We start from the raw sequence: 21,601 nt of genomic DNA on the forward strand, positions 1-21,601 counted from the left end.
ACAGATTAGAATACGCCTCCCCGCCCGAATAGCTCAGCCGGTTAGAGCACTTGACTGTTAATCAGGGGGTCGTTGGTTCGAGTCCAACTTCGGGCGCCAAACATCAGAAGGTCCGCAGAAATGCGGGCCTTTTTTGTTGCGGCTCTCACGTGGGTGTTTCGACCAGCGTGTCCGCAGCAGATCGGGCTCTGCATCATCGGATCGGGCACGGTTGCTGGCGCGCAGGCCGCGCGCTCCGCACGCGCCCCAGATTGTTGACCACCACCTGTCCGCCCAGCGCGTCACCGCGGCAGACGTTAATGGTCAGGTTGGTGCCTGCGCTGCGCCCGTCGCGCTGATAGCGGACGAAGGCTCTGGTCGATGCGAGGCGGATGCTCTGCGGCGCGCCGGATGGCGCGTTGGCGACCCGGATGAGGTCGTCGTCCGTGTCGGGCTGACGGTTGCCGTCGGGATCGGTGAAGACGATCCAGCCGTGGCTCCAGTCGGCGTCCGGGCGGCAGCCGAGCAGGGCGTCGCCGGGGCAGGCGACGACCTGGTTCCGGCGCATGATGGCCGTGCTCCGGGCCATTGCGAGGTCCGCGCTGATCAGGTGCAGAGCGCTCTGGACCCGGTGCCGGGCCAGTGTCTCGGCAAATGCTGAGAGTCCGAACGTGCCGAGCAGCGCGAGGATGACGAGCGTGGTCATCAGCTCGATGAGGGTGAGTCCATGTTGCTGCCGCATGCGGACATCCTTGTCCTGTCGCTGGGCGGGGCCTTTGGCGTGCGGCTGCGAGCGTCCCATCATGTCCGTTCGCTGTGCCCGTCTCAGGTCCTGCTCCGGGTACCTGCGATCCTGCAGGTCGTTCAGAGTCCGCCTGTTCCTGCGGCGATGCAGCCGGCGGGTGTCCCGCTTGGCGGTCGGAGACCGCCCACTGCTACGGTGAGCGGTGGCATCGCGAGGATGTCCGGGCCCTGACCGCAATTGGCTGGTGGCATCGGGCCTACGTTGTCGCCATCCACTTTCGTCCCCATGTCCCGTGCTTCCCCGGATCGTCCCTCGCCATGAACGAAGTCATCCATCCCGCCGCGTTCCAGCTCGTCTCGCCCTATCAGCCGGCGGGTGACCAGCCGCAGGCGATCGAAAAGCTGGTCGAGGGCTTCGAGGCCGGGCTGGCGCACCAGACGCTGCTCGGTGTCACGGGGTCCGGCAAGACCTACACGATCGCGAACGTGATCCAGCAGGTGCAGAAGCCGACGCTGGTGATGGCGCCGAACAAGACCCTGGCCGCCCAGTTGTACGGCGAGTTCAAGTCGTTCTTCCCGCACAACGCGGTCGAGTACTTCGTCAGCTACTACGACTACTACCAGCCAGAGGCCTACGTACCGTCGTCGGACACGTACATCGAGAAGGACAGTTCGGTGAACGAGCACATCGAGCAGATGCGGCTGTCGGCGACGAAGGCCTTGCTCGAGCGACGCGATGCGATCGTGGTGTGCTCGGTGTCGGCGATCTACGGCCTCGGCGATCCGAACGAGTACTTCCGGATGGTGCTGCACATGGTGCGCGGCGAGCGCATCGACCAGCGCGAGCTCATCCGGCGGCTGACCGAGATGCAGTACAGCCGCAACGACACGGAGCTGCGGCGCGGTACCTACCGGGTGCGCGGCGAGATCATCGACATCCATCCGGCGGAGTCCGAGATGGACGCGCTGCGCATCGAGCTGTTCGACGGCGAGATCGAGCGCATCACCCAGTTCGATCCGCTGACCGGCGAGACCAAGCGCACGCTGCCGCGCTACACGATCTATCCGAAGTCGCATTACGTCACCACGCGCCGCACGACGCTCGAAGCGGTGGAAGCCATCAAGGCCGAGCTGCCGCCGCGACTGGAGCAGTTCTACGCCGAGAACAAGCTGGTCGAGGCGCAGCGGCTGCAGCAGCGCACCCAGTTCGATCTGGAAATGATGGCCGAGGTCGGCTACTGCAACGGCGTGGAGAACTATTCGCGGCATCTGACCGGTCGCATGCCCGGCGAGGCGCCGCCGTGCCTGTTCGATTACCTGCCGCCTGATGCGTTGCTGGTGATCGACGAGTCGCACGTGACCGTTCCGCAGATCGGCGCGATGTACAAGGGCGACCGCTCGCGCAAGGAAACGCTGGTGAACTTCGGCTTCCGCCTGCCGTCGGCGATGGACAACCGGCCGCTGAAGTTCGAGGAGTGGGAAGGCCGCGCGCCGCGTGCGATCTTCGTGTCGGCGACGCCCGGCAAGTACGAGCTGGACAAGTCGGAAGGGCAGATCACCGAACTGGTGGTGCGACCGACCGGCCTGATCGATCCGCAGGTCGAGATCCGCCCGGTCGCCAGCCAGGTCGACGACGTGCTCGGCGAGATCCGCGAGCGGGTCGAGATGGGCGACCGCGTGCTGATCACCGTGCTGACCAAGCGCATGGCCGAGAACCTCACCGAATATCTCGGCGAACACGACATCAAGGTGCGTTACCTGCACTCGGACATCGACACCGTCGAGCGCGTGGAGATCATCCGCGACCTGCGGCTGGGCAAGTTCGACGTGCTGGTGGGCATCAATCTGCTGCGCGAAGGTCTCGACATGCCCGAGGTGTCGCTGGTCGCGATTCTCGATGCGGACAAGGAAGGCTTCCTGCGTTCGGGTGGCTCGCTGATCCAGACCATCGGCCGCGCGGCGCGCAACCTGCGCGGCAAGGCGATCCTCTACGCCGACCGCATCACCAACTCGATGCAGATGGCGCTCGACGAGACCGACCGTCGCCGGGCCAAGCAGGTGGAGTACAACGCCGAGCACGGCATCACGCCGACGTCGGTGGCGCGTGCGATCGACGACATCATGGAAGGCGCCCGCGCCGAGCCCGAGACGGAGAAGAAGGGGCGTGGCAAGAGCCGCAAGGTTGCCGAGCCAGCGGAGGATTACAGCGCGCTGTCGCCGGAGAAGCTGGCCGCGCGCCTGAAGACGCTGGAGCAGCAGATGTACCAGCACGCGCGCGATCTGGAGTTCGAGGCCGCCGGCCGCATCCGCGACCAGATCCGCCAGATCAAGGACGCCAGCCTGGTCCGATAAAAATTTGCGCGCGGGTATTCGACAATGCGCGAATCCGGTGTATGATTCGCACCCTTCGGGCGGTTAGCTCAGCGGTAGAGCACTACCTTGACATGGTAGGGGTCACAGGTTCGAACCCTGTACCGCCCACCACCTTGAACCCTGGATGCAACGGGTGAGGTGGAACGAAGTTCCGGTGCGGATGGAGATCGTCTCCGCGCCGATGTGACGCAGGGTTGGCCGAGCGCCCCGTCACGCCGGATCCGTTTCGAATCCAGAAGACCGATGGTTTGGTCGCACTCGCGTGTCTGGCGATCCGGCGGACCGATCGCACGAGATTGTCTCGTGGCGCCTGACCGTCGGCCTTCCATGCACCTGTCTTCATCACGCCGCCGCGGGCGGTCGAGGCGCAGCCTAGCGGCAAGCAGGCCGCCGGCTTGACAGGATCCTCCATGCACCCTGTTTCGAGGATGTCCCGCCGTTGGGCGCGTCTGCGCCGTCGGTTCGGACTGTTGTCGCACCCGGTCACGTCTGCTGACCTCGCATCCGAAGCGCCGATCCGCGCCCAGCTCTTCAGCGCCGAGCAGATGGAACTGCACGGCAAGGCGCTCGCGCTGACGCATCGCATCCATGCCGGCCGCGTGCCGGACCGCCTGCTCGCACGACTCAGCGACAACGCTGCGCTGCTCGAAGACGCGCGCACGTTCCTCTCGCTCATGGTGCGCGACGACATCCGGATCACACCGGCCGGCGAGTGGCTGCTCGACAACTATCACCTGATCGAAGAGCAGGTGCGTCTGGCGCGGCGCCATCTGCCCAAGGGCTATAGCCGCGAGCTGCCGGCGTTGTCGAAAGGCGCATCGGCGGGCCTGCCGCGCGTCTATGACCTCGCGATGGAAGCGGTCGCGCACGGCGACGGCCAGGTGGACGCCGTCACGCTGAGCCGCTTCGTCGCGGCCTACCAGTCGGTGACGCCATTGACGCTCGGCGAACTGTGGGCGATCCCGATCATGCTGCGCCTCGCGGTGCTGGAGAACCTGCGGCGCATGGCGGCGGGCGTGATCCGCGACGGGCGCGACCATCGTCGCGCGCGCCGATGGGCGGAGCGTCTGAATGCCACGGCTGCCGAATCGCCGAAGGACGTCGTGCTCGTCGTCGCCGACATGGCGCGCAGCCAGCCGCCGGCCACCGGTGCGTTCGTCGCCGAACTGACGCGTGGCCTGCATGGTCGCGGCGCACTGCTGTCGATGCCGCTGACGTGGATCGAGCAGTGGCTGACCGACAGCGGCCTGCGCATCGAGGCACTGGTCCATGCCGAAAGCCAGCAGCAGGCCGCGGACCAGGTGTCGATCGGCAACAGCATCGGCAGCCTGCGCTTCCTCGCCAACATGGACTGGCGCGAATACGTCGAGACCATGAGCCTGGTCGACGCGGCGTTGCGCGAAGACCCGGGCGCGACCTACGGCCTGATGGATTTCGCCACCCGCGATCATTACCGCCATGCGGTCGAGACGCTCGCCAGGCGCTCCGGCGCCAGCGAAGTGCAGGTCGCGCAGACCACGGTGCAACTGGCGCAGGCGCATCCGGTCGACAGCATCGAAGCGCACGTCGGCTACTACCTCGTCGACGACGGCATCGACCGCACGGTCGAAACGCTCGCATCCGCGCACGGCCACCGCAAGGCGCACGTGGCGCCGCGCACGGTGCCGTTGCCGGTCTATCTGACGATGATCGCCGTCGTCGTCGCTTTGGCGACGACCGGCCTCGTCGGACAGTCGGGTGCGCATCTGGTGCCCTGGGCGCCGACGTGGGTGCTGGTCCTGCTGGGCCTGCTGGTGTTCAGCGAACTCGGGATCGCACTGACCAACTGGCTGGCCACGGTCATCGTGGCGCCGAAGCCGCTGCCGCGGCTGGATTTCTCGCTCGGCCTGCCGGCGACCGAGCGCACGCTGGTCGTCGTGCCGTGCATGTTCGGCGACATCGCCACGGTCGATGCGCTGGTCGAAGGGCTGGAGGTGCGATTCCTCGCCAATCGCGATCCGCATCTGCACTTCGCGCTGCTGAGCGACGATCTCGATGCCGACCAGCAGACATTGCCCGGCGATGCGGCGGTGCTGGCGCATGCGTCGGCGCTGATCGCCGGCCTCAACCAGCGCTATCTGGCCGACAGTCCCGCGCCCGGCGGCGACCGGTTCTTCCTGTTCCATCGACCGCGCAGCTGGAATGCGGGCGAGGGGCGCTGGATCGGAGAGGAGCGCAAGCGCGGCAAGCTGGCCGCGTTGAACGGCTTCCTGCGCGGCGCCGGCACGGGTGCATTCCAGCAGATCGTCGGCCGCACGGACGTGCTGGCCAACGTGCGCTACGTGATCACCCTCGACACCGACACGCGACTGCCGCGCGATGCCGCACGGGCCTTCGTCGGCACGCTGGCGCATCCGCTCAATCGCGCGGTGTTCGATCCCAGGCGCAATCGCGTGACCCGCGGCTACGGCATCCTGCAGCCGAGCGTCGGCAGCAGTTTCAGTGGCCGCCGCATCAGCCGCTATGCGCGCATGTACGGCAGCGAGCCGGGCATCGATCCGTATACCCGCACTGTCTCGGACGTGTACCAGGATCTGTTCGGCGAAGGCTCCTTCGTCGGCAAGGGCATCTACGACGTCGACGCGTTCGAGCGCGCGCTGCACGGACGCTTTCCCGACAACCGCATCCTCAGCCACGACCTGCTCGAAGGCTGCCATGCGCGCGCCGGTCTGGTCAGCGACGTGCGTCTGTACGAGGACTATCCGGCGCGCTACGCCGCCGACGTCAAGCGTCGTCATCGCTGGATCCGCGGCGACTGGCAGCTGCTGCCGTGGGTAATGCCGTGGGTGCCGACCGCGCGCGACGGCACCGTGCGCAATCCGCTGTCGTGGCTGTCGCGCGGCAAGCTGCTCGACAACCTGCGCCGCAGTCTGGTGCCCGCCGCGGCCCTTGTACTGCTGGTCTTCGGCTGGGCCACGCTCGCCGCGCCGCTGGCGTGGACGTTCTGGCTGCTGACGGTGTTCTTCGCGCCGGTGCTGATTCCGGCCCTGCGCGATCTGCTGTCGAAGCCGGCGGACATGCGCCTCGACACGCATCTGCTGCAGGTCGGAGACGCGACCGGTCGCGGCCTCGTGCGCGCGGCGGTCAACTTCGCGTGTCTGCCTTACGAGGCGATGTTCAGCCTGTCGGCGATCGCACTGACCCTGTGGCGCACGCTGGTAACGCGCCGCCATCTGCTGCAGTGGAATCCGTCGAGCGAGGTCGAGCGTTCGCTCGGCAGCGGCATGGCCGCGGAGCTGCGCGGCATGTGGGGCGCACCGGTGCTCTCGCTGCTGATCGCGCTGCTGGTCCTGCGCACGAATCCCGCAGCGCTGTGGGTCGCCGGTCCGCTGCTGGCGCTGTGGGCCGTCTCGCCGCTGCTGATGGCGTGGCTGGGCCGCGCGCCGCCGCAGCGTAGCGCGCAACTGTCGACGGTGCAGCTGGATTTCCTCGGCCGCCTGGCGCGGCGCACCTGGGCATTCTTCGAGGTCAACATCCGCGAAGAAGACCATTGGCTGCCGCCGGACAACATCCAGGAGCATCCGTCGCTGGTCGTCGCACGCCGCACGTCGCCGACCAATATCGGCCTGTCGCTGCTGGCGAATCTGGGTGCCTGGGATTTCGGCTACCTGCAGACCGCCGCCGTGGTCCAGCGCACGCAGCGCGTGTTCGCCACGCTCGATCGCATGGAGCGCCACCGCGGCCATTTCTACAACTGGTACGACACCGAGACGCTGGCGCCGTTGCCGCCGCGCTACATCTCCACCGTCGACAGCGGCAATCTCGCCGGGCATCTGCTGACCCTGCGGCAGGGTCTGCTCGGTCTGATCGACGCACCGGTGCTCGCGCCGCAGACCTTTGCGGGTCTGGCGCACACGCTGGGTGTGCTGCGTGGACTGCACGACGTGCAGGACCATCCGGATCGTGCCTGGCAGGTCGCGCTCGAGGCCTTCGAGTCGCGGCTCGCAGTCGCGCTGGCGACGCCGCCGGACACCGTGCGCGATGCGCTGGCGACGGTGGACGCCCTGGCGGCGCTCGCACTGCCGCTGGCTGCGCTGTCGCCACCGGTCGATACCTACGATCCGCTCGAGGATGCACCGGCGCACTGGTCGGCGCGTCTGATCGATGCCTGTGAGCAAGCGCGTCAGGCGCTGGCGGCCTGTCTGCCGGCATCGACCGCGCCATCCGGCAGCCTGACCGCGGAGGACGGCGTGCCGTCACTGCGGGCGCTGTGCGCGCCCGGCATCGCAGCGGACGTGCGCGCCCGGGCCTGCGCGCAGGTCCACGAGCTCGAACGTCTGGCGCACGTCGCAGGCCAGTTCTCGCTGATGGAATACGGCTTTCTCTACGACCGTGCGCGGCATCTGCTGTCGATCGGTTACGACGTCGACAACCGCCGCCTCGACCAGGGCCACTACGATCTGCTCGCCTCCGAGGCCCGTCTGTGCAGCTTCGTCGCGGTCGCACAGGGCCAGTTGCCGCAGGACACCTGGTTCGCACTGGGCCGCCTGCTGACCGAGGTCGACGGCGACGCGACGCTGCTGTCGTGGAGCGGCTCGATGTTCGAGTACCTGATGCCGCAGCTGGTGATGCCCAGCTATCCGGACACGCTGCTCGACCAGACCGCGCGTCACGCGGTGCAGGCACAGATCGCCTACGGCCGACAGCACGATGTGCCGTGGGGCATTTCGGAATCCGGCTACAACACCGTCGACACGCGCATGAACTACCAGTACCGCGCGTTCGGCGTGCCGGGGCTCGGGCTCAAGCGTGGACTCGGCGAGGATCTGGTGATCGCGCCCTACGCGACGATGATGGCGCTGATGGTCGCGCCGGAAGCGGCGACGCAGAACCTGCAGCGGCTCGATGCGGCCGGTTTCTCCGGGCGTTTCGGCCTGTTCGAGGCGATCGATTTCACGCCCTCGCGCCTGCCGCGCGGACAGACCCACGCGGTGGTGCGCTCCTTCATGGCGCATCACCAGGGCATGGGGTTCCTCGCGCTCGATCATCTGCTGCGCGAGCAGCCGATGCAGAAGCGCTTCGTCGCCGACGCCGAGTTCCAGGCCACCTTGCTGCTGCTGCAGGAACGCGTGCCGCGCACCGGCGTGTTCCGGCCGCACGAGGTCGAATCGGTCGGCGTGCGCACCAGCAGCGCCGGCAATGAAACCCAGCTGCGCGTGTTCCGCACGCCCGACACCACGCGGCCTGCCGTGCAGATGCTGTCGAACGGACGCATGCATGCGCTCCTCACCAGTGCCGGCGGCGGCTATCTGCGCCAGCACGACATGGCCGTGGTCCGCTGGCGCGAGGACGGCACGCGCGATCACTGGGGCAGCTTCTGCTATCTGCAGGATGTCGAGAACGGCGACGTGTGGTCGGCCGCGCACCAGCCGACCTGCGTGCCGGTCGAGCATTACGAAGCGATCTTCTCCGACGCCAAGGCCGAGTTCCGCGGTCGCCGGCGCGGCATCGAGACGCATCTGGAAATCGCCATCTCGGCCGAGGACGACATCGAGCTGCGGCGTCTGCGCCTGAGCAACCGCTCGCGCCGTCCGCGCACGATCGAGATCACGACCTATGCCGAAGTGGTGCTGGCGCCGGCCATCGCCGACGAACTGCACCCGGCTTTCAGCAACCTGTTCGTGCAGACCGAGATCGTGCGCGACAAGCAGGCGCTGCTGTGCACGCGGCGCCCGCGTGCGCACGACGAAATCCCGCCGTGGATGTTCCATCTCGTCGCCGCGCACAATGCGGACATCGAGGCGATCTCCTACGAGACCGACCGCGCGCGCTTCGTCGGCCGCGGCCGCACGCCACGCGATCCGCTGGCGATGCGCCGGAACGGGCCGCTGTCCGATACCGCGGGCTCGGTGCTCGATCCGGTGGTCGCGATCCGCGTGCGGATCACCCTGGCGCCGGAGCAGACCGCGGTCCTCGATCTCGTCACCGGCGTCGGCGGCGATCGTGATGCATGCGCGTCGCTGCTCGACAAGTATCGCGACCGGCGTCTCGCCGATCGCGTGTTCGATCTGGCCTGGACCCACAGCCAGGTCGTGCGCCGCCAGATCAATGCCACCCAGGGCGACGCGCAGCTGTACGAGCGCATCGCCGGGCTGCTGACGTTCTCGCATGCCTTCCTGCGCGCCGACAGCGCCGTGCTGCTGCAGAACCGTCGCGGACAATCGGGGCTGTGGGGCCATTCGATCTCGGGCGATCTGCCGATCGTGCTGGTGCAGATCGCCGCCGCGGAGAACATCGAGCTCGTGCGGCAGATGGTGCAGGCGCACGCCTACTGGCGGCTCAAGGGCCTGCAGGTCGATCTGGTGATCTGGAACGAGGACCAGATCGGCTATCGGCAGGAGCTGCAGGAACAGATCCTGGGTCTCGTCTCGGCGGGGCCGGAGGGCAATGTGCTCGATCGTCCGGGCGGCATCTTCGTGCGGCCGGCGCAGCAGATCTCGCAGGAAGACCGCATCCTGATCCAGTCGGTGGCGCGGGTGATCGTGGGCGACCAGTACGGCACGCTGGCCGCGCAGGTCGCGCGTCACGTGACGCCGGCGCGCAGCACGCCGTTGCTGGTCGCAAGTACGCCGCCCGTGGACGAAGGTGAAGGCGGTCCCGTCGCGCCGGTCGCCGGGTTCCACGGCCTGCCACCGTCCCGCGACGCCGACGCGCATGACGAAGACCCGTGGCCGTTCGAAGCGGTTGCCGACGCGGTGCTGTTCGACAACGGCCTCGGCGCATTCGCCGCCGACGGCCGCGAGTACGTGATCGTGCTCGACGACGACGCGACTACGCCCGCGCCGTGGTCGAACGTCATGGCGAACGCGAAGCTCGGCAGCGTGGTCAGCGAGAGCGGGCCGGGCTACACCTGGTTCGAGAACGCGCACGAGTTCCGCCTGACGCCGTGGCACAACGATCCGGTGTCCGACACCGGCGGCGAGGCGTTCTACCTGCGCGACGAGGAGAGCGGCCATGTGTGGTCGCCGATGCCGCTGCCGATGCGCGGCCGCGGTGCGTATCGCACGCGCCACGGTTTCGGCTACAGCGTCTACGAGCACGTCGAGGACGGCATTGCCAGCGAACTGTGGATCTACGTCGGCCTGCGCGATGCGGTGAAGTTCTCGGTGCTGAAGCTGCGCAACCTGTCCGGACGTGCGCGCCGGCTGTCGGCAACGGGCTACGTGGAATGGGTGCTCGGCGACATCCGGGTGAAGTCCCAAATGCACGTGGTCACCGAGCAGGACGCCGCGACCGGCGTGCTGACCGCGCGCAACCCCTACAACACCGAGTTCGGCGGACGCGTCGCGTTCTTCGATGTCGATGGCGACCGCCGCACATTCACTGCCGACCGCGGCGAATTCCTCGGCCGCAACGGCAGCCTGCGTGATCCCGATGCGCTGCGTCGCGAGCGTCTGTCGGGCCGTCTCGGCGCGGGGCTGGACCCGTGCACCGCGATCCAGGTGCTGGTGGATCTCGCGCCGGAGCAGGCGACCGAAACCGTGTTCCGGCTCGGCATCGGCGACGACATGCACGCCGCGCTGCAACTGGCGGCTTCGCTGCGCGGCTCGATGCCGGCGCACGATGCGCTCGACGGCGTGCGTCTGCACTGGCTGCAGACGCTCGGCGCGGTGCGGGTGGAGACACCCGAGCCGGCGACCGATCTGCTGGTCAACGGCTGGCTGCTGTACCAGACGCTGGCCTGCCGCTACGTCGCGCGCAGCGGTTACTACCAGTCCGGCGGCGCGTTCGGGTTCCGCGACCAGTTGCAGGACACGATGGCGACCGTGCATGCGATGCCGGCGCTGACCCGCGCGCATCTGCTGCTCAGCGCCGAACACCAGTTCCCGCAGGGCGACGTGCTGCACTGGTGGCATCCGCCGGCCGATCGCGGCGTGCGCACGCGCTGCTCCGACGACTACCTGTGGCTGCCGCTCTCGGCCTGCCGCTATCTGGAAGTCACCGGCGACGCCAGCGTGCTCGACGAGCGCGTCGGTTTCATCGAGGGCCGCCTGGTCAATGCCGACGAGGAGTCGTACTACGACCTGCCGGTGACGTCGGGTCGCGTGCAGTCGTTCTACGACCACTGCGTGCTCGCGCTGGAGCGCGGCATGGCACTGGTCGGCGAACGCGGCCTGCCGCTGATCGGCACCGGCGACTGGAACGACGGCATGAACCGGGTGGGCGAGGGCGGCCGCGGCGAAAGCGTGTGGCTGGGCTTCTTCCTCTACGACGTGCTGCAGCGCTTCATTCCGGTGGCGACGGCGCGCGGCGATGCCACGTTCGCGGCCACGTGCGTCGCGGCGGCGGAGCGCCTGCAGGCCAATCTCGAAGCCGAAGCCTGGGACGGCGGCTGGTACCGGCGCGCCTGGTTCGACGACGGCACGCCGATCGGCTCGCAGTCCAGCGACGAGTGCCGGATCGACTCGATCTCGCAGAGCTGGTCGGTGCTGTCGGGCGCTGCCGAACCGGCACGCGCGCGTCAGGCGATGACCGCGCTCGACACGCATCTGGTCAAGCGCGAGGCGGGCCTGATCCAGCTGCTCGATCCGCCGTTCGACAGGACCGCGCACGATCCGGGCTACATCCGCGGCTACGTGCCCGGTGTGCGCGAGAACGGCGGCCAGTACACGCACGCAGCGGTGTGGACGGCGATGGCGTTCGCCGCGCTCGACGATCGCGAGCGCGCCTGGGAACTGGCGCGCATGATCAATCCGGTGCACCACGCCGAAGACGCCGCCGGCACGGCGGTCTACAAGGTCGAGCCTTACGTCATGGCGGCCGATGTCTACGGCGTCGCGCCGCATGTCGGACGGGGCGGCTGGACCTGGTACACCGGTTCGGCGGGCTGGATGTATCGGCTGCTCAGCGAATCGCTGCTGGGTCTGCAGCGTCGCGGTGACACGTTGCGGATCGAGCCCTGCATCCCCGATGACTGGCCCGGCTACCGGATGCAGCTGCGCCACGGCGCGGCGGTGTATCGCATCGAAGTCACGCGCACGGATGCGGACGCGCCGAAGCTCACGCTCGACGGTCAGGCGCAGGCCGATCTGCAGATCGCGCTGCACACCGACGATGCGGTGCACGAGGTCGTGCTGCACTGGCCGCGTCGACCCGCCGGCGGAGCGGACTGATGGGGCTGCGCATCGAACTCGAGAGCGCACTCGATGCCCTGGCCGGCATGATCCCGGTCTGGCGCGAGAAGCTGCGCGAGCCGGACGCGTTCTGGAAGCAGTTCGACGCACTGTCGGCGAAGATCCTCGTGCGGGCCCGCGACGACGGCGAACGCGCCGCGGTGCAGACGCGTCTGCAGGCGATGCTCGCCGACGCGGGCTGCGTGCGACCCGGCCGTCGTTGAACGAGAAAGGGGCGGCTTCCGGGCCGCCCCTTCTTCAGTCCCGGTGTCGCGCACTCAGAACTTGTAGTTCACACCCACCAGATAGGTGCGACCCCATTCGAGGTTCTCGAGCGGCCGGTCGCGCGTGCCGGCGTAGGTGCGGTAAGCCTCGTTGGTCAGGTTGTTGGCCTGCAGCAGCAGGGTCAGACCGTCGAACGACGAGCCCTCGCCGAAGCTGTAGCTGATCTGCGCATCGGTGATGTTCTCGCCGACCACGTAGCGCAGCGTCCGCGCACCATCGAAGTTGCCGATCTCGCCGATGAAGTCCGAACGCCGGCGCTGGCTCACGCGTGCCTCGAACCCGTCGCGTTCGTAATACGCCGTCAGGTTGTAGACGCGCTTGGACAGACCCGGCAGGTCGATCGGTCCGCTGCCCACGCTGTTGGCGCTTTCGGGATCGAAGATCTGGATGCTGCTGTCGTTGAAGCTCGCGCTGGCGACGATACCGAAACCGCGCAGCGATTCGGTCCACAGATCGAACGGCAGCGAGGCCGTCAGCTCCAGGCCGCGCAGCGTGCCGCCTTCGCCGTTCTGCGGCGCGGTGAAGTTGCCGATGGTCTGCACCGGTGGCGAGTTCGGCGGCGGCACGTAGCTGGCGACGAAATCGGAGAAGTCGTAGTCGTCGCGCGTCTGCGTGTAGATGTAGGTGCGCAGGTCCTTGTAGAAGAACGCCGCGGCCACGTAGGCGCGGTTGCCGAAGTACTTCTCCCACGACACGTCGAACGCGTAGGCGCGCCACGGATCGAGCAGCGGATTGCCGCCGCTGCCGCCGGGCCGGCCGGTCGCGGTGTCGACACCGAACTCCAGCGAGGAGCGCAGCTGGTCGACGCGCGGACGCGCCACCTGTTCCGCCAGGCCCACGCGCAGCGTGTGCTCGTTCGGCAGCTGGAACGCGAGGTTCATGCTCGGCAGCACGTCGGTGTAGGTCTTGCCCGCTTCGAAGGGGCGCACGTTGCTGCCGGCCGGCTGCGTTGAGTCGAAGTAGCGCGATGCCGACGACTGGTCGACGCGCTGGATCTGCACGCCGACATTGCCGGTGACCGTGGTCGCGCCCCAGTCGGTGCTCAGGTTGGCGCGGGCGAAGGCGCTGGTGATCTTCTCGCTGACCGTCCACGCCTTGGGAATCAGGTAGTTCAGGTCTTCGGTCGGCTCGAACACCATGTAGCGCGCGACCGCGGCAGGCACGTTCCAGGCGGGAATGTAGCCCACGCCCGCGAAGCCCAGGTCGACCAGTCCGTACTGCAGATCGCTGGCGATGGCGGTATCACCCTGCGGCCCGAGGAGGATGTTGCCCTCGGGCTGGCGCTTGGATTTCTCGCGGTCGGTGTGGTTGAGGCCGAAGTCGAAATCGGCCAGCCAGGCGATCGACTCCGGCGCCGGCACCGTCAGGCCGATGCGCGCGGCCTTGAGTTCGTCCTCGACCTGCGGTGTCTTGCCGTAGCCCGAGCCGTAGATCGTGTTGGTCAGGAACAGCTGCTCGGGATTCGAGTAGTCGAGACCCGGCGCGAGCTGGGTGAAATCGTCGCGGCGGATGTCGAGTTCGATCGTGTCGAAGGACGGATTCGGCAGACGCTGCGCGTTGTTCTCCAGGCTGATCTCCGAGCGCTTGGCCTTCGACCAGCTGACGTCGGTGAACAGACGCGCACGTTCGAAGTTGAACTCGTTGCTCCAGCCCACGGCCGAGATGCGGTCTTCGCGATGGTTGTACATGCCGCGCACCAGCGGATACACGCCGCTCAGAGTGCCGCCGGCGAAGCTGCCGTTCTCGCTGGTGCGCACGTTGCTGTAGACGCATGCCGGGTTGCACGGGAACGAGCCGTTGAACTGCGTGTTGACCTCGAACTGGTTCGCGGTGTCTTCCTGCTCGGCGCGCGAGTGGAACATGTCCAGCGTGCTGGTCCACGCGTTCGACGGCCGGAACTGCAGCGTCGCCATCACGCCGTCGCGCTTGGTATAGCCGGTGCGGCGCAGGGCCTTCATGCCGTCGGTGGCCCAGGTGCCGGGGGCGAGGCCGGGTCGCGCATCGGTCTTCCACGGTTCGTACAGGCCGACCTGGTTCTCCTGGATCGGCGTATCGCTGTGCGAGTAACCGATCGAGAAGCCGAAGCGGCGGTCTGCGGACTGGCCGATCCAGCTGCCGCTGATGCGGTTGCCATAGGGGTCGGTCTTCGCCGCTTCGCCCAGCGAGTTGCGCTGGTAGCGACCGTTGAGGGTGATGACCGACTCGTTGAAGTTCAGCGGCCGCACCGTCTGCATGTCCAGCGTGCCCGACAGGCCCTGGCCGAACAGGCCGGCGTCGGGCGTCTTGTACACGGTGACGCCGCTGACGAGTTCCGACGGGTACTGGTCGAACTCCACGCTGCGGTTGTCGCCGGTGCTGACCATCTCGCGGCCGTTGAGCAGCGTGGTCGCGAAGTCGGGCGACAGGCCGCGCACACTGATCACCTGCGCGCGGCCGGCGACGCGCTGCGCCGACAGGCCGGGCAGGCGCGCGATCGATTCGGCGATGCTGACGTCGGGCAGCTTGCCGATGTCTTCGGCCGATACCGCTTCGACGATCGACGTCGCATCGCGCTTGATCGAGATCGCGCTCTCGATACCGCGGCGGATGCCGGTGACCTTGACGGCATCGAGTTCGGTCGCCTCGTCCGCGGCGGCGGTGTTCGAGGAATTCGTGGTGGTCTGTGCGTGCGCGCCAGCGGCGAGCATCAGCAGTGCCGACGACAGCGCGGCACTGAGCAGGTTGCGATCGAGCTTCGACATCTCCCCTCCCAAGGGTGTCCAGCGGACAGCAGTGTGTCTTCGTTTATGCCGTCGACGACCGCCGTGGGGCAGGGCGTGGATCGGTTCGCGGCAATGGTAGTCGCGCGTTTGCCGGGCGGACGCGCGCTGCATACGTATTCATTGCGTCGCGCGCGCCGCGCTGTCATCGCGGGTGGCGTGGGCTGGTGTCGCGTGTCGCGTCGGTGTCCATGGAAACCGTTTACGTCGTGCGCCGCTGCCGCGCGATTGCAGCGATCGCGCATCGCCGACGACCGGCCCGTCGCAGCGCGTCGGCTAGCATCGCGGCATGTCTTCGCCCCTGACCGCACCACTCGCCGCCGCATTGCGCCGCTGGGTGCTGGGCGTGTTTCCGCGCGGACAGAGCGGCATTGATTACGACGCGCCGGCGGGCGACCCCGGCCTGTTCGGGCCGGACAGCGCGACCTGGCGCGTGCACGCGGATTTCCCCGGCATGCTCGCCGGCGGCCTGTGCGCGCTGATGCTGCAGGCGCTGCATCCGCAGGTACTCGCGGGCGTCTGGGACCACTCGGACTTCCGCGACGATCTCGTCGGCCGGCTGCGGCGCACGACCGGCTTCGTCGCCGGCACCTCGTTCGCAGGCACCGAGCAGGCCCAGCGGCTGATCGCGCGGGTGCGCGCGATCCACACGCACGTGCGCGGGACCACCGCCGACGGCATGCCGTACTCGGCCGACGAGCCCGCGCTGCTGTCGTGGGTACATGCCAGCGAGGCCTACGCATTCCTGCAGGGCTTCCGCATGTACGCCGGTGTCGAGATGCCGGCGTGGGCGCAGGACCGCTACTACGCCGAGGGCGATCGCGTGGCGGCTGCGTTGGGTGCGGCCGAGATTCCCGAAAGCCGCGCGGCAATGGCGGCGTACTTCGACGCGGTGCGGCCGCAGCTGCGTTACGACGATCGCGCGCGCGAGGTGCTGCAGGTGCTGTCGCGCATCCGTCTGCCGGTGCCGGGCGCGGCGATCTCGCGCGGCCTGTTTCTCGGTGCGGGCGCGGCGCTGCTGCCGCCCTGGGCGGAGCGGATGCTGGGCATCACCACGCCGCAGCGTGCGCGGCATCGCGCCTGCGCACGTGCCCTGCGCGACCTGGCGCCGCTGTTCCACATCGCATTGCCGGATGGCGCGGGTGCGCGCGCCTGCAGGCGCGTGGGTGTGTCGCCGTCGATCCTGCGCACGTGGCCGGACAGCGCGGCGCGCGACGGTTGATGCCGCTCAGCCGGCAGCGTCCAGCGCTGCGACGCAGATGCCGTGCGCAGGCAGCTGCAGCGTGCCGTCGTGCAGTTCGCCCGTCGGCAGACCATGCCCGTCCAGCGGATGCACGGCCTGTGTCGTACGCCATTCGACGGGCGCCGCCGAGAGATTGAACACGACGAGCACCCGCACGCCGTCTTGTTCCCGCACGAAGGCCAGCACCGGTTCCGGCGCGTCGAGGAACGTGATGCTGCCGGTACGCAGCGCGGGCTGCGTGCGCCGCCACTGCAGGAAGCGGCGCGCATGCGCCAGCACCGAATCGGCATCGGCGTCCTGCGCGGCCACGTTCTGCGCGCGATGCGCGTCGGGAATCGGCAGCCACGGCGTGCCGGTCGAGAAACCCGCGTCCGCATCGCCGGTCCACGGCATCGGCGTGCGGCAGCCGTCGCGGCCCTTGAAGTTCGGCCAGAAGGTGATGCCGTAGGGGTCGCGCAGCGCCTCATAGGGCACGTCCGCTTCCGCCAGACCGAGTTCCTCGCCCTGGTAAAGGCATACCGAGCCGCGCAGCGTGCACACCAGCGCGATCATCTGGATCGCGAACGCCGCGCCCGCGGTGCCGCCGCCCCAGCGCGTGACCGCGCGGACCACGTCGTGGTTGGAGATCGCCCAGCACGGCCAGCCGTCCATCGCGGCTTCGAGGCGCTGCACGGTGTCGCGGATGTAGCCGGCACTGAAATCGTCGACCAGCAGCTCGAAGCTGTAGCCCATGTGCAGGCGGCCGGGGCTGGTGTATTCGGCCGTCGTCGCCAGTGAATCCTCCGACGAGATCTCGCCCAGCGCAGCGACGTCGGTGTAGCCGTCCATCAACACGCGCAGGCGCTCGATGAAGCCGATGTTCTCCGGCTGCGTGTTGTTGTACCAGTGGTACTGGAACGCGTAGGGATTGTCGGGCGAGAAGCCGCGACCGATGCGCAGCGCCTCGGGCTTGGGCGGGTTGTCGCGCAGCTGCGCATCGTGGAAACAGAAGTTGATCGAATCGAGGCGGAAGCCGTCGACGCCGCGGTCGAGCCAGAAGCGCACGTAGTCGAGCGTCGCCTGCTGCACTTCGCGATTGTGGAAGTTGAGGTCCGGCTGGCTCGACAGGAAATTGTGCAGGTAGTACTGGCGGCGCCGCGGCTCCCACTTCCACGCCGGGCCGCCGAAGATCGACAGCCAGTTGTTGGGCGGCGTGCCGTCGGGTTTCGCATCCGCCCAGACGTACCAGTCCGCCTTGGGGTTGTCGCGCGATTCGCGACTTTCGCGGAACCACGCGTGCGCGTTCGAGGTATGGCTGAAGACCTGGTCGATCATGACCTTCAGGCCCAGCGCATGCGCCTTGGCGAGCAGTGCATCGAAGTCCGCCAGCGTGCCGAACATCGGATCGACATCGCACTGGTCTGCGATGTCGTAACCGAAGTCGTCCATCGGCGAGCGGAAGAACGGCGACACCCAGATCGCATCGACGCCGAGCGAGGCCACGTGATCCAGGCGCGCGATGATGCCGGGCAGGTCGCCCACGCCATCACCGTCGCTGTCCATGAAGCTGCGCGGGTAAATCTGGTAGATCACCGCACCGCGCCACCAGGGACTCTCGCTCATCGCCGCTCTCGTCTCGCGCCGGCCGGGCGCGCAGCGAAAGTAGTGCATCGCACGGCGCCGGTGAAAGCACGCGAGGCGCCTGCATGCGATGAATACGTATGCAACTCGCGGCGCGTCGCGACGTGCTCGTTACCATGCAGCCATGCACGCACCGGCGTTGGTGCGATGCAGCGGTCCTTGGGAGGGGAGTCGCAGCACATGCGCAACGCGAAACCGCAGCTGTCGTTCTGGCAGATCTGGAACATGTGTTTCGGCTTTCTGGGCATCCAGTTCGGATTCGCCCTGCAGAACGCCAATGTCAGCCGCATCTTCCAGACGCTCGGCGCGGACATGGAACAGGTGCCCGGCCTGTGGATCGCGGCCCCGCTGACGGGGCTGCTGGTGCAGCCGGTGATCGGCTACTTCTCCGACCGCACCTGGACACGTCTCGGCCGTCGCCGTCCGTACTTCCTGTGGGGCGCGGTGTTCTCGACCGCCGCCCTGCTGGTGATGCCGAACTCGCCCGAACTGTGGATCGCGGCCGGCACGCTTTGGGTGCTCGATGCGTCGCTCAACGTGTCGATGGAACCGTTCCGCGCCTTCGTCGGCGACCAGCTCGCGCCGAAGCAGCGTCCGACCGGTTACGCGATGCAGAGCTTCTTCATCGGCGTCGGTTCCGTGGTCGCCAGTGCGCTCCCGTTCGTGCTGGCGAAACTCGGCGTCGCCAATACCGCGGGGCCGGGCGAAGTGCCCGACACCGTGCGCTACGCGTTCTACTTCGGTGGCGCGGTGTTGATCAGCGCGGTGCTATGGACCGTGCTGCGCACGCGCGAGTATCCGCCCGAGGCGCTGGCCGCGTTCGACGATGCGCATCCGCCCGGCACGGTGGCAGGCGGCGACGTGCCGGTGCCGGGCGCGATCGGCGGAGTGCCGTGGTTGCTCGCCGGTATCGCCGGCGTGGCGCTGGTCTGGGCGATGGGCTGGGACCGCATGCTCTACGTGCTCGCCGCGCTGCCGCTGGCCTACGGCCTGTTGCGGCTGCTGGCCGTGGCACTGGGCGGCGGCATGATTGCCGCGATCGCCGGTGACCTGCATGCGATGCCGACCACGATGCGCCAGCTCGCGGTCGTGCAGTTCTTCTCGTGGTTCGGCCTGTTCGCGATGTGGATCTACACCACCGCCGCGGTCGCGCAGACCCACTACGGCACCACCGATCCGCAATCGGCCGCCTACAACGAGGGCGCGAACTGGGTCGGCGTGCTGTTCGCCGCCTACAACGGCTTCGCCGCGATCGCCGCGGTCGCGATTCCGTGGATGGCGCGCCACCTCGGCCTGCGCATGACCCATCTGGTGAACCTGTGGCTGGGCGGCGCGGGTCTGGTGTCGATCGCCTTCATCCGCGATCCGCAATGGCTGCTGCTGTCGATGGCCGGCGTCGGCTTCGCCTGGGCCTCGATCCTGTCGCTGCCGTACGCGCTGCTGTCCGACAGCCTGCCCGCGCACAAGATGGGCGTGTACATGGGCATCTTCAATTTCTTCATCGTCATCCCGCAGCTGGTCGCGGTGAGCACGCTGGGTTTCCTGCTCGGCCACGTGTTCGGCGGCGCGCCGATGCGCGTACTGATGCTGGGCGGCGCGAGTCTGGCGATCGCCGGGCTGTGCGCGCTGCGCGTCTCGCGGCCACTGTCGGAGCAGGCGTCGCGATGACATCGAAACCGAGGAGTGACCGCATGACCCGAGCGTTGACCGTCGCCATCGCCGCGCTGTTGAGCGCCTGCAGCCATGCCGGAGACGTCCGCGCCAGCGACACACCGGTTGGCGACGCGCTCTACGGCACGCGCGAGCCCTTCGCCGCGCACGCGGTCTACTTCGTCGTCACCGACCGCTTCGTCAACGGCGACACGTCGAACGACCAGCGCGAGCAGGGCGGTGCGCATCGCACCTTCGACATCCCGGTGCGTTGCCCGGACGGCATCGACGGGAACATCGGCTATCTCGGCGGCGACTTCCGCGGCGTGCTCGACAACGCCGGCTACATCCGCGACATGGGCTTCGGCGCAGTGTGGATCACGCCGATCGTCGACAACCCGGACGAGGCCTTCACCGGCGGCGATCCGGTCGCCTGCGGCAGCTCGCTGACCGACCGTGGCAAGACCGGCTACCACGGCTACTGGGGTACGAACTTCTACAAGCTCGACGAGCATCTGCCGAGCGCCGATCTCGATTTCCGCGGCTTCACCGACGGCATGCGTGCGGCGGGCCTGAAGACCGTGCTCGACATCGTCGGCAACCACGGCTCGCCGTCGTGGACGATGCCGACGCCGCAGCCGGGCTTCGGCCAGATCTTCGACGCCGACGGCAGGCTGATCGCCGACCACCAGAACCTGCCGCCGCAGCAACTCGATCCCAAGGGCAATCCGCTGCATGCGTTCTACAATGCGACCGGCGTGGTCGATGCCAAGGACGGTTCGATCTTCGACGGCAACCTCGCCCAGCTGTCGGACTTCGACGCCACCAATCCGGCCGTGTTCGAGTATCTCGCCGGCGCCTACGAACAATGGATCGGGCAGGGCGCCGACGCGTTCCGCATCGATACCATCGCCTGGATGCCGCACGCGTTCTGGAACCGCTTCGCCGACCGCATCCGCGGCCAGCACCCGGGCTTCTTCATGTTCGGCGAAGCCTTCGACTACAACGCCGACAAGATTGCAGAACACACCTGGACGCAGAATGGCGGCGTCAGCGTGCTCGACTTCCCGATGAAGCAGGCGATGGACGCGGTCTTCGCCGGCGATGCCGGCTTCGAGCGCCTCGCGCCGGCGCTGCACCTCGAACGTGGGCCGTATGCCAATCCCTACGATCTGGCGACGTTCTACGACAACCACGACATGCCGCGCATGGCGGCCACCGACACCGGCTTCATCGACGCGCACAACTGGCTGTTCACCGCGCGCGGCATCCCGGTCGTCTACTACGGCTCGGAAACCGGCTTCATGCGCGGCCGCGCCGAACACGCCGGCAACCGCGCGTACTACGGACAGGATCGCGTCGAAGCTGGCGCTCAGAGCCCGATCCATGCCGCGCTGACCCGTATCGCGAATCTGCGCCGCGACACACCTGCGCTGCAGCGCGGCCTGCAACTGGTGCTCGATCTCGAGGGCGACCACGCCGCGTTCTATCGCGTGCTCGGCGATGGCGATGCCCACCAGACCGCGCTCGTGCTGCTCAACAAGGGTGACGTGCCGTGGCAGGCGCGGCTGGAAGCGGCGCAGATCGCCGATGGCGTGTGGCGCGATGCGATGGACGCCGGGAATGTGACAGCCGCGCGCGGCGTGTCGCTGGACGTGCCGGCGCATGGCGTGCGCGTGCTGGTGCGCGACGAGATCGCAATGCCGGATGCGCTGCGCGCTCGCCTGCACAAGACGATGGACCGGCGCCTGGGCGGGCCCGACGCCGCCACCGATTGACCGGGCGCGCGACCCGGC

The 21,601-nt window shown here is 68.1% G+C and carries 9 protein-coding genes and 2 tRNA genes; 8 read left to right on the top strand and 3 right to left on the bottom strand.

The window, feature by feature from the left end; genetic code table 11:
- The first annotated feature begins 22 nt into the window (after positions 1 to 22).
- Positions 23 to 99, top strand: a tRNA-Asn gene (locus tag V3391_RS00760).
- A 94-nt stretch (positions 100 to 193) separates the two neighbouring features.
- Here V3391_RS00760 and V3391_RS00765 read toward each other — a convergent pair.
- Entirely contained in the window at positions 194 to 721 is a 528-nt protein-coding gene (locus tag V3391_RS00765) for a GspH/FimT family pseudopilin (protein WP_332076519.1), read from the bottom strand.
- A gap of 320 nt (positions 722 to 1,041) precedes the next feature.
- On the opposite strand from V3391_RS00765, the gene uvrB reads away from it, so the two are divergent.
- The 4 genes from uvrB to V3391_RS00785 all read left to right on the top strand — a co-directional run bounded on the left by uvrB (position 1,042) and on the right by V3391_RS00785 (position 12,472).
- On the top strand, positions 1,042 to 3,075 hold the full coding sequence (uvrB, locus tag V3391_RS00770) for an excinuclease ABC subunit UvrB (protein WP_332076520.1): 2,034 nt from the start codon (positions 1,042 to 1,044) through the stop codon (positions 3,073 to 3,075).
- A gap of 57 nt (positions 3,076 to 3,132) precedes the next feature.
- A tRNA-Val gene (locus tag V3391_RS00775) sits at positions 3,133 to 3,207 on the top strand.
- 317 nt (positions 3,208 to 3,524) lie between these two features.
- Positions 3,525 to 12,248: a glycoside hydrolase family 94 protein gene (locus V3391_RS00780; RefSeq protein WP_425497180.1), complete on the top strand. Its 8,724-nt coding sequence runs from the start codon at positions 3,525 to 3,527 to the stop codon at positions 12,246 to 12,248.
- Entirely contained in the window at positions 12,248 to 12,472 is a 225-nt protein-coding gene (locus V3391_RS00785; RefSeq protein ID WP_332076521.1) for a hypothetical protein, read from the top strand. Before V3391_RS00780 ends, V3391_RS00785 begins: the two co-directional genes overlap by 1 nt.
- A 54-nt stretch (positions 12,473 to 12,526) precedes the next feature.
- On the opposite strand, the gene V3391_RS00790 is transcribed toward V3391_RS00785, so the two are convergent.
- A complete protein-coding gene (locus V3391_RS00790; protein WP_332076522.1) occupies positions 12,527 to 15,274 on the bottom strand; it encodes a TonB-dependent receptor in 2,748 nt (915 codons plus the stop codon).
- 307 nt (positions 15,275 to 15,581) lie between these two features.
- Between V3391_RS00790 and V3391_RS00795 the strand changes: the two genes are divergently transcribed.
- A complete protein-coding gene (locus tag V3391_RS00795; RefSeq protein WP_332076523.1) occupies positions 15,582 to 16,514 on the top strand; it encodes an oxygenase MpaB family protein in 933 nt (310 codons plus the stop codon).
- Positions 16,515 to 16,520: 6 nt separating this feature from the next.
- Here V3391_RS00795 and V3391_RS00800 read toward each other — a convergent pair whose 3' ends face one another.
- Positions 16,521 to 18,137 carry an alpha-glucosidase family protein gene (locus tag V3391_RS00800; protein WP_332076524.1) on the bottom strand — a complete coding sequence of 539 codons (1,617 nt, stop codon included), beginning with the start codon at positions 18,135 to 18,137 and terminating at the stop codon, positions 16,521 to 16,523.
- Positions 18,138 to 18,335: 198 nt separating this feature from the next.
- On the opposite strand from V3391_RS00800, the gene V3391_RS00805 reads away from it, so the two are divergent.
- Both V3391_RS00805 and V3391_RS00810 read left to right on the top strand, forming a co-directional pair.
- Complete coding sequence (locus tag V3391_RS00805) at positions 18,336 to 19,823, top strand: MFS transporter (RefSeq protein WP_332076525.1); 1,488 nt, start codon at positions 18,336 to 18,338, stop codon at positions 19,821 to 19,823.
- A gap of 23 nt (positions 19,824 to 19,846) precedes the next feature.
- Positions 19,847 to 21,583 carry an alpha-amylase family glycosyl hydrolase gene (locus tag V3391_RS00810; protein WP_332076526.1) on the top strand — a complete coding sequence of 579 codons (1,737 nt, stop codon included), beginning with the start codon at positions 19,847 to 19,849 and terminating at the stop codon, positions 21,581 to 21,583.
- Positions 21,584 to 21,601: the final 18 nt, after the last annotated feature.

This window comes from Luteimonas flava (assembly GCF_036584485.1).
In the GTDB taxonomy this organism is placed as follows: Bacteria; Pseudomonadota; Gammaproteobacteria; order Xanthomonadales; family Xanthomonadaceae; genus Luteimonas; species Luteimonas flava.

What these genes read in the sequence shown, in the direction of transcription:
- V3391_RS00765 (WP_332076519.1), bottom strand. Translation starts at nt 721, where the DNA reads ATGCGGCAGCAACATGGACTCACCCTCATCGAGCTGATGACCACGCTC.
- uvrB (WP_332076520.1), top strand. Translation starts at nt 1,042, where the DNA reads ATGAACGAAGTCATCCATCCCGCCGCGTTCCAGCTCGTCTCGCCCTAT.
- V3391_RS00780 (WP_425497180.1), top strand. Translation starts at nt 3,525, where the DNA reads ATGTCCCGCCGTTGGGCGCGTCTGCGCCGTCGGTTCGGACTGTTGTCG.
- V3391_RS00785 (WP_332076521.1), top strand. Translation starts at nt 12,248, where the DNA reads ATGGGGCTGCGCATCGAACTCGAGAGCGCACTCGATGCCCTGGCCGGC.
- V3391_RS00790 (WP_332076522.1), bottom strand. Translation starts at nt 15,274, where the DNA reads ATGTCGAAGCTCGATCGCAACCTGCTCAGTGCCGCGCTGTCGTCGGCA.
- V3391_RS00795 (WP_332076523.1), top strand. Translation starts at nt 15,582, where the DNA reads ATGTCTTCGCCCCTGACCGCACCACTCGCCGCCGCATTGCGCCGCTGG.
- V3391_RS00800 (WP_332076524.1), bottom strand. Translation starts at nt 18,137, where the DNA reads ATGAGCGAGAGTCCCTGGTGGCGCGGTGCGGTGATCTACCAGATTTAC.
- V3391_RS00805 (WP_332076525.1), top strand. Translation starts at nt 18,336, where the DNA reads ATGCGCAACGCGAAACCGCAGCTGTCGTTCTGGCAGATCTGGAACATG.
- V3391_RS00810 (WP_332076526.1), top strand. Translation starts at nt 19,847, where the DNA reads ATGACCCGAGCGTTGACCGTCGCCATCGCCGCGCTGTTGAGCGCCTGC.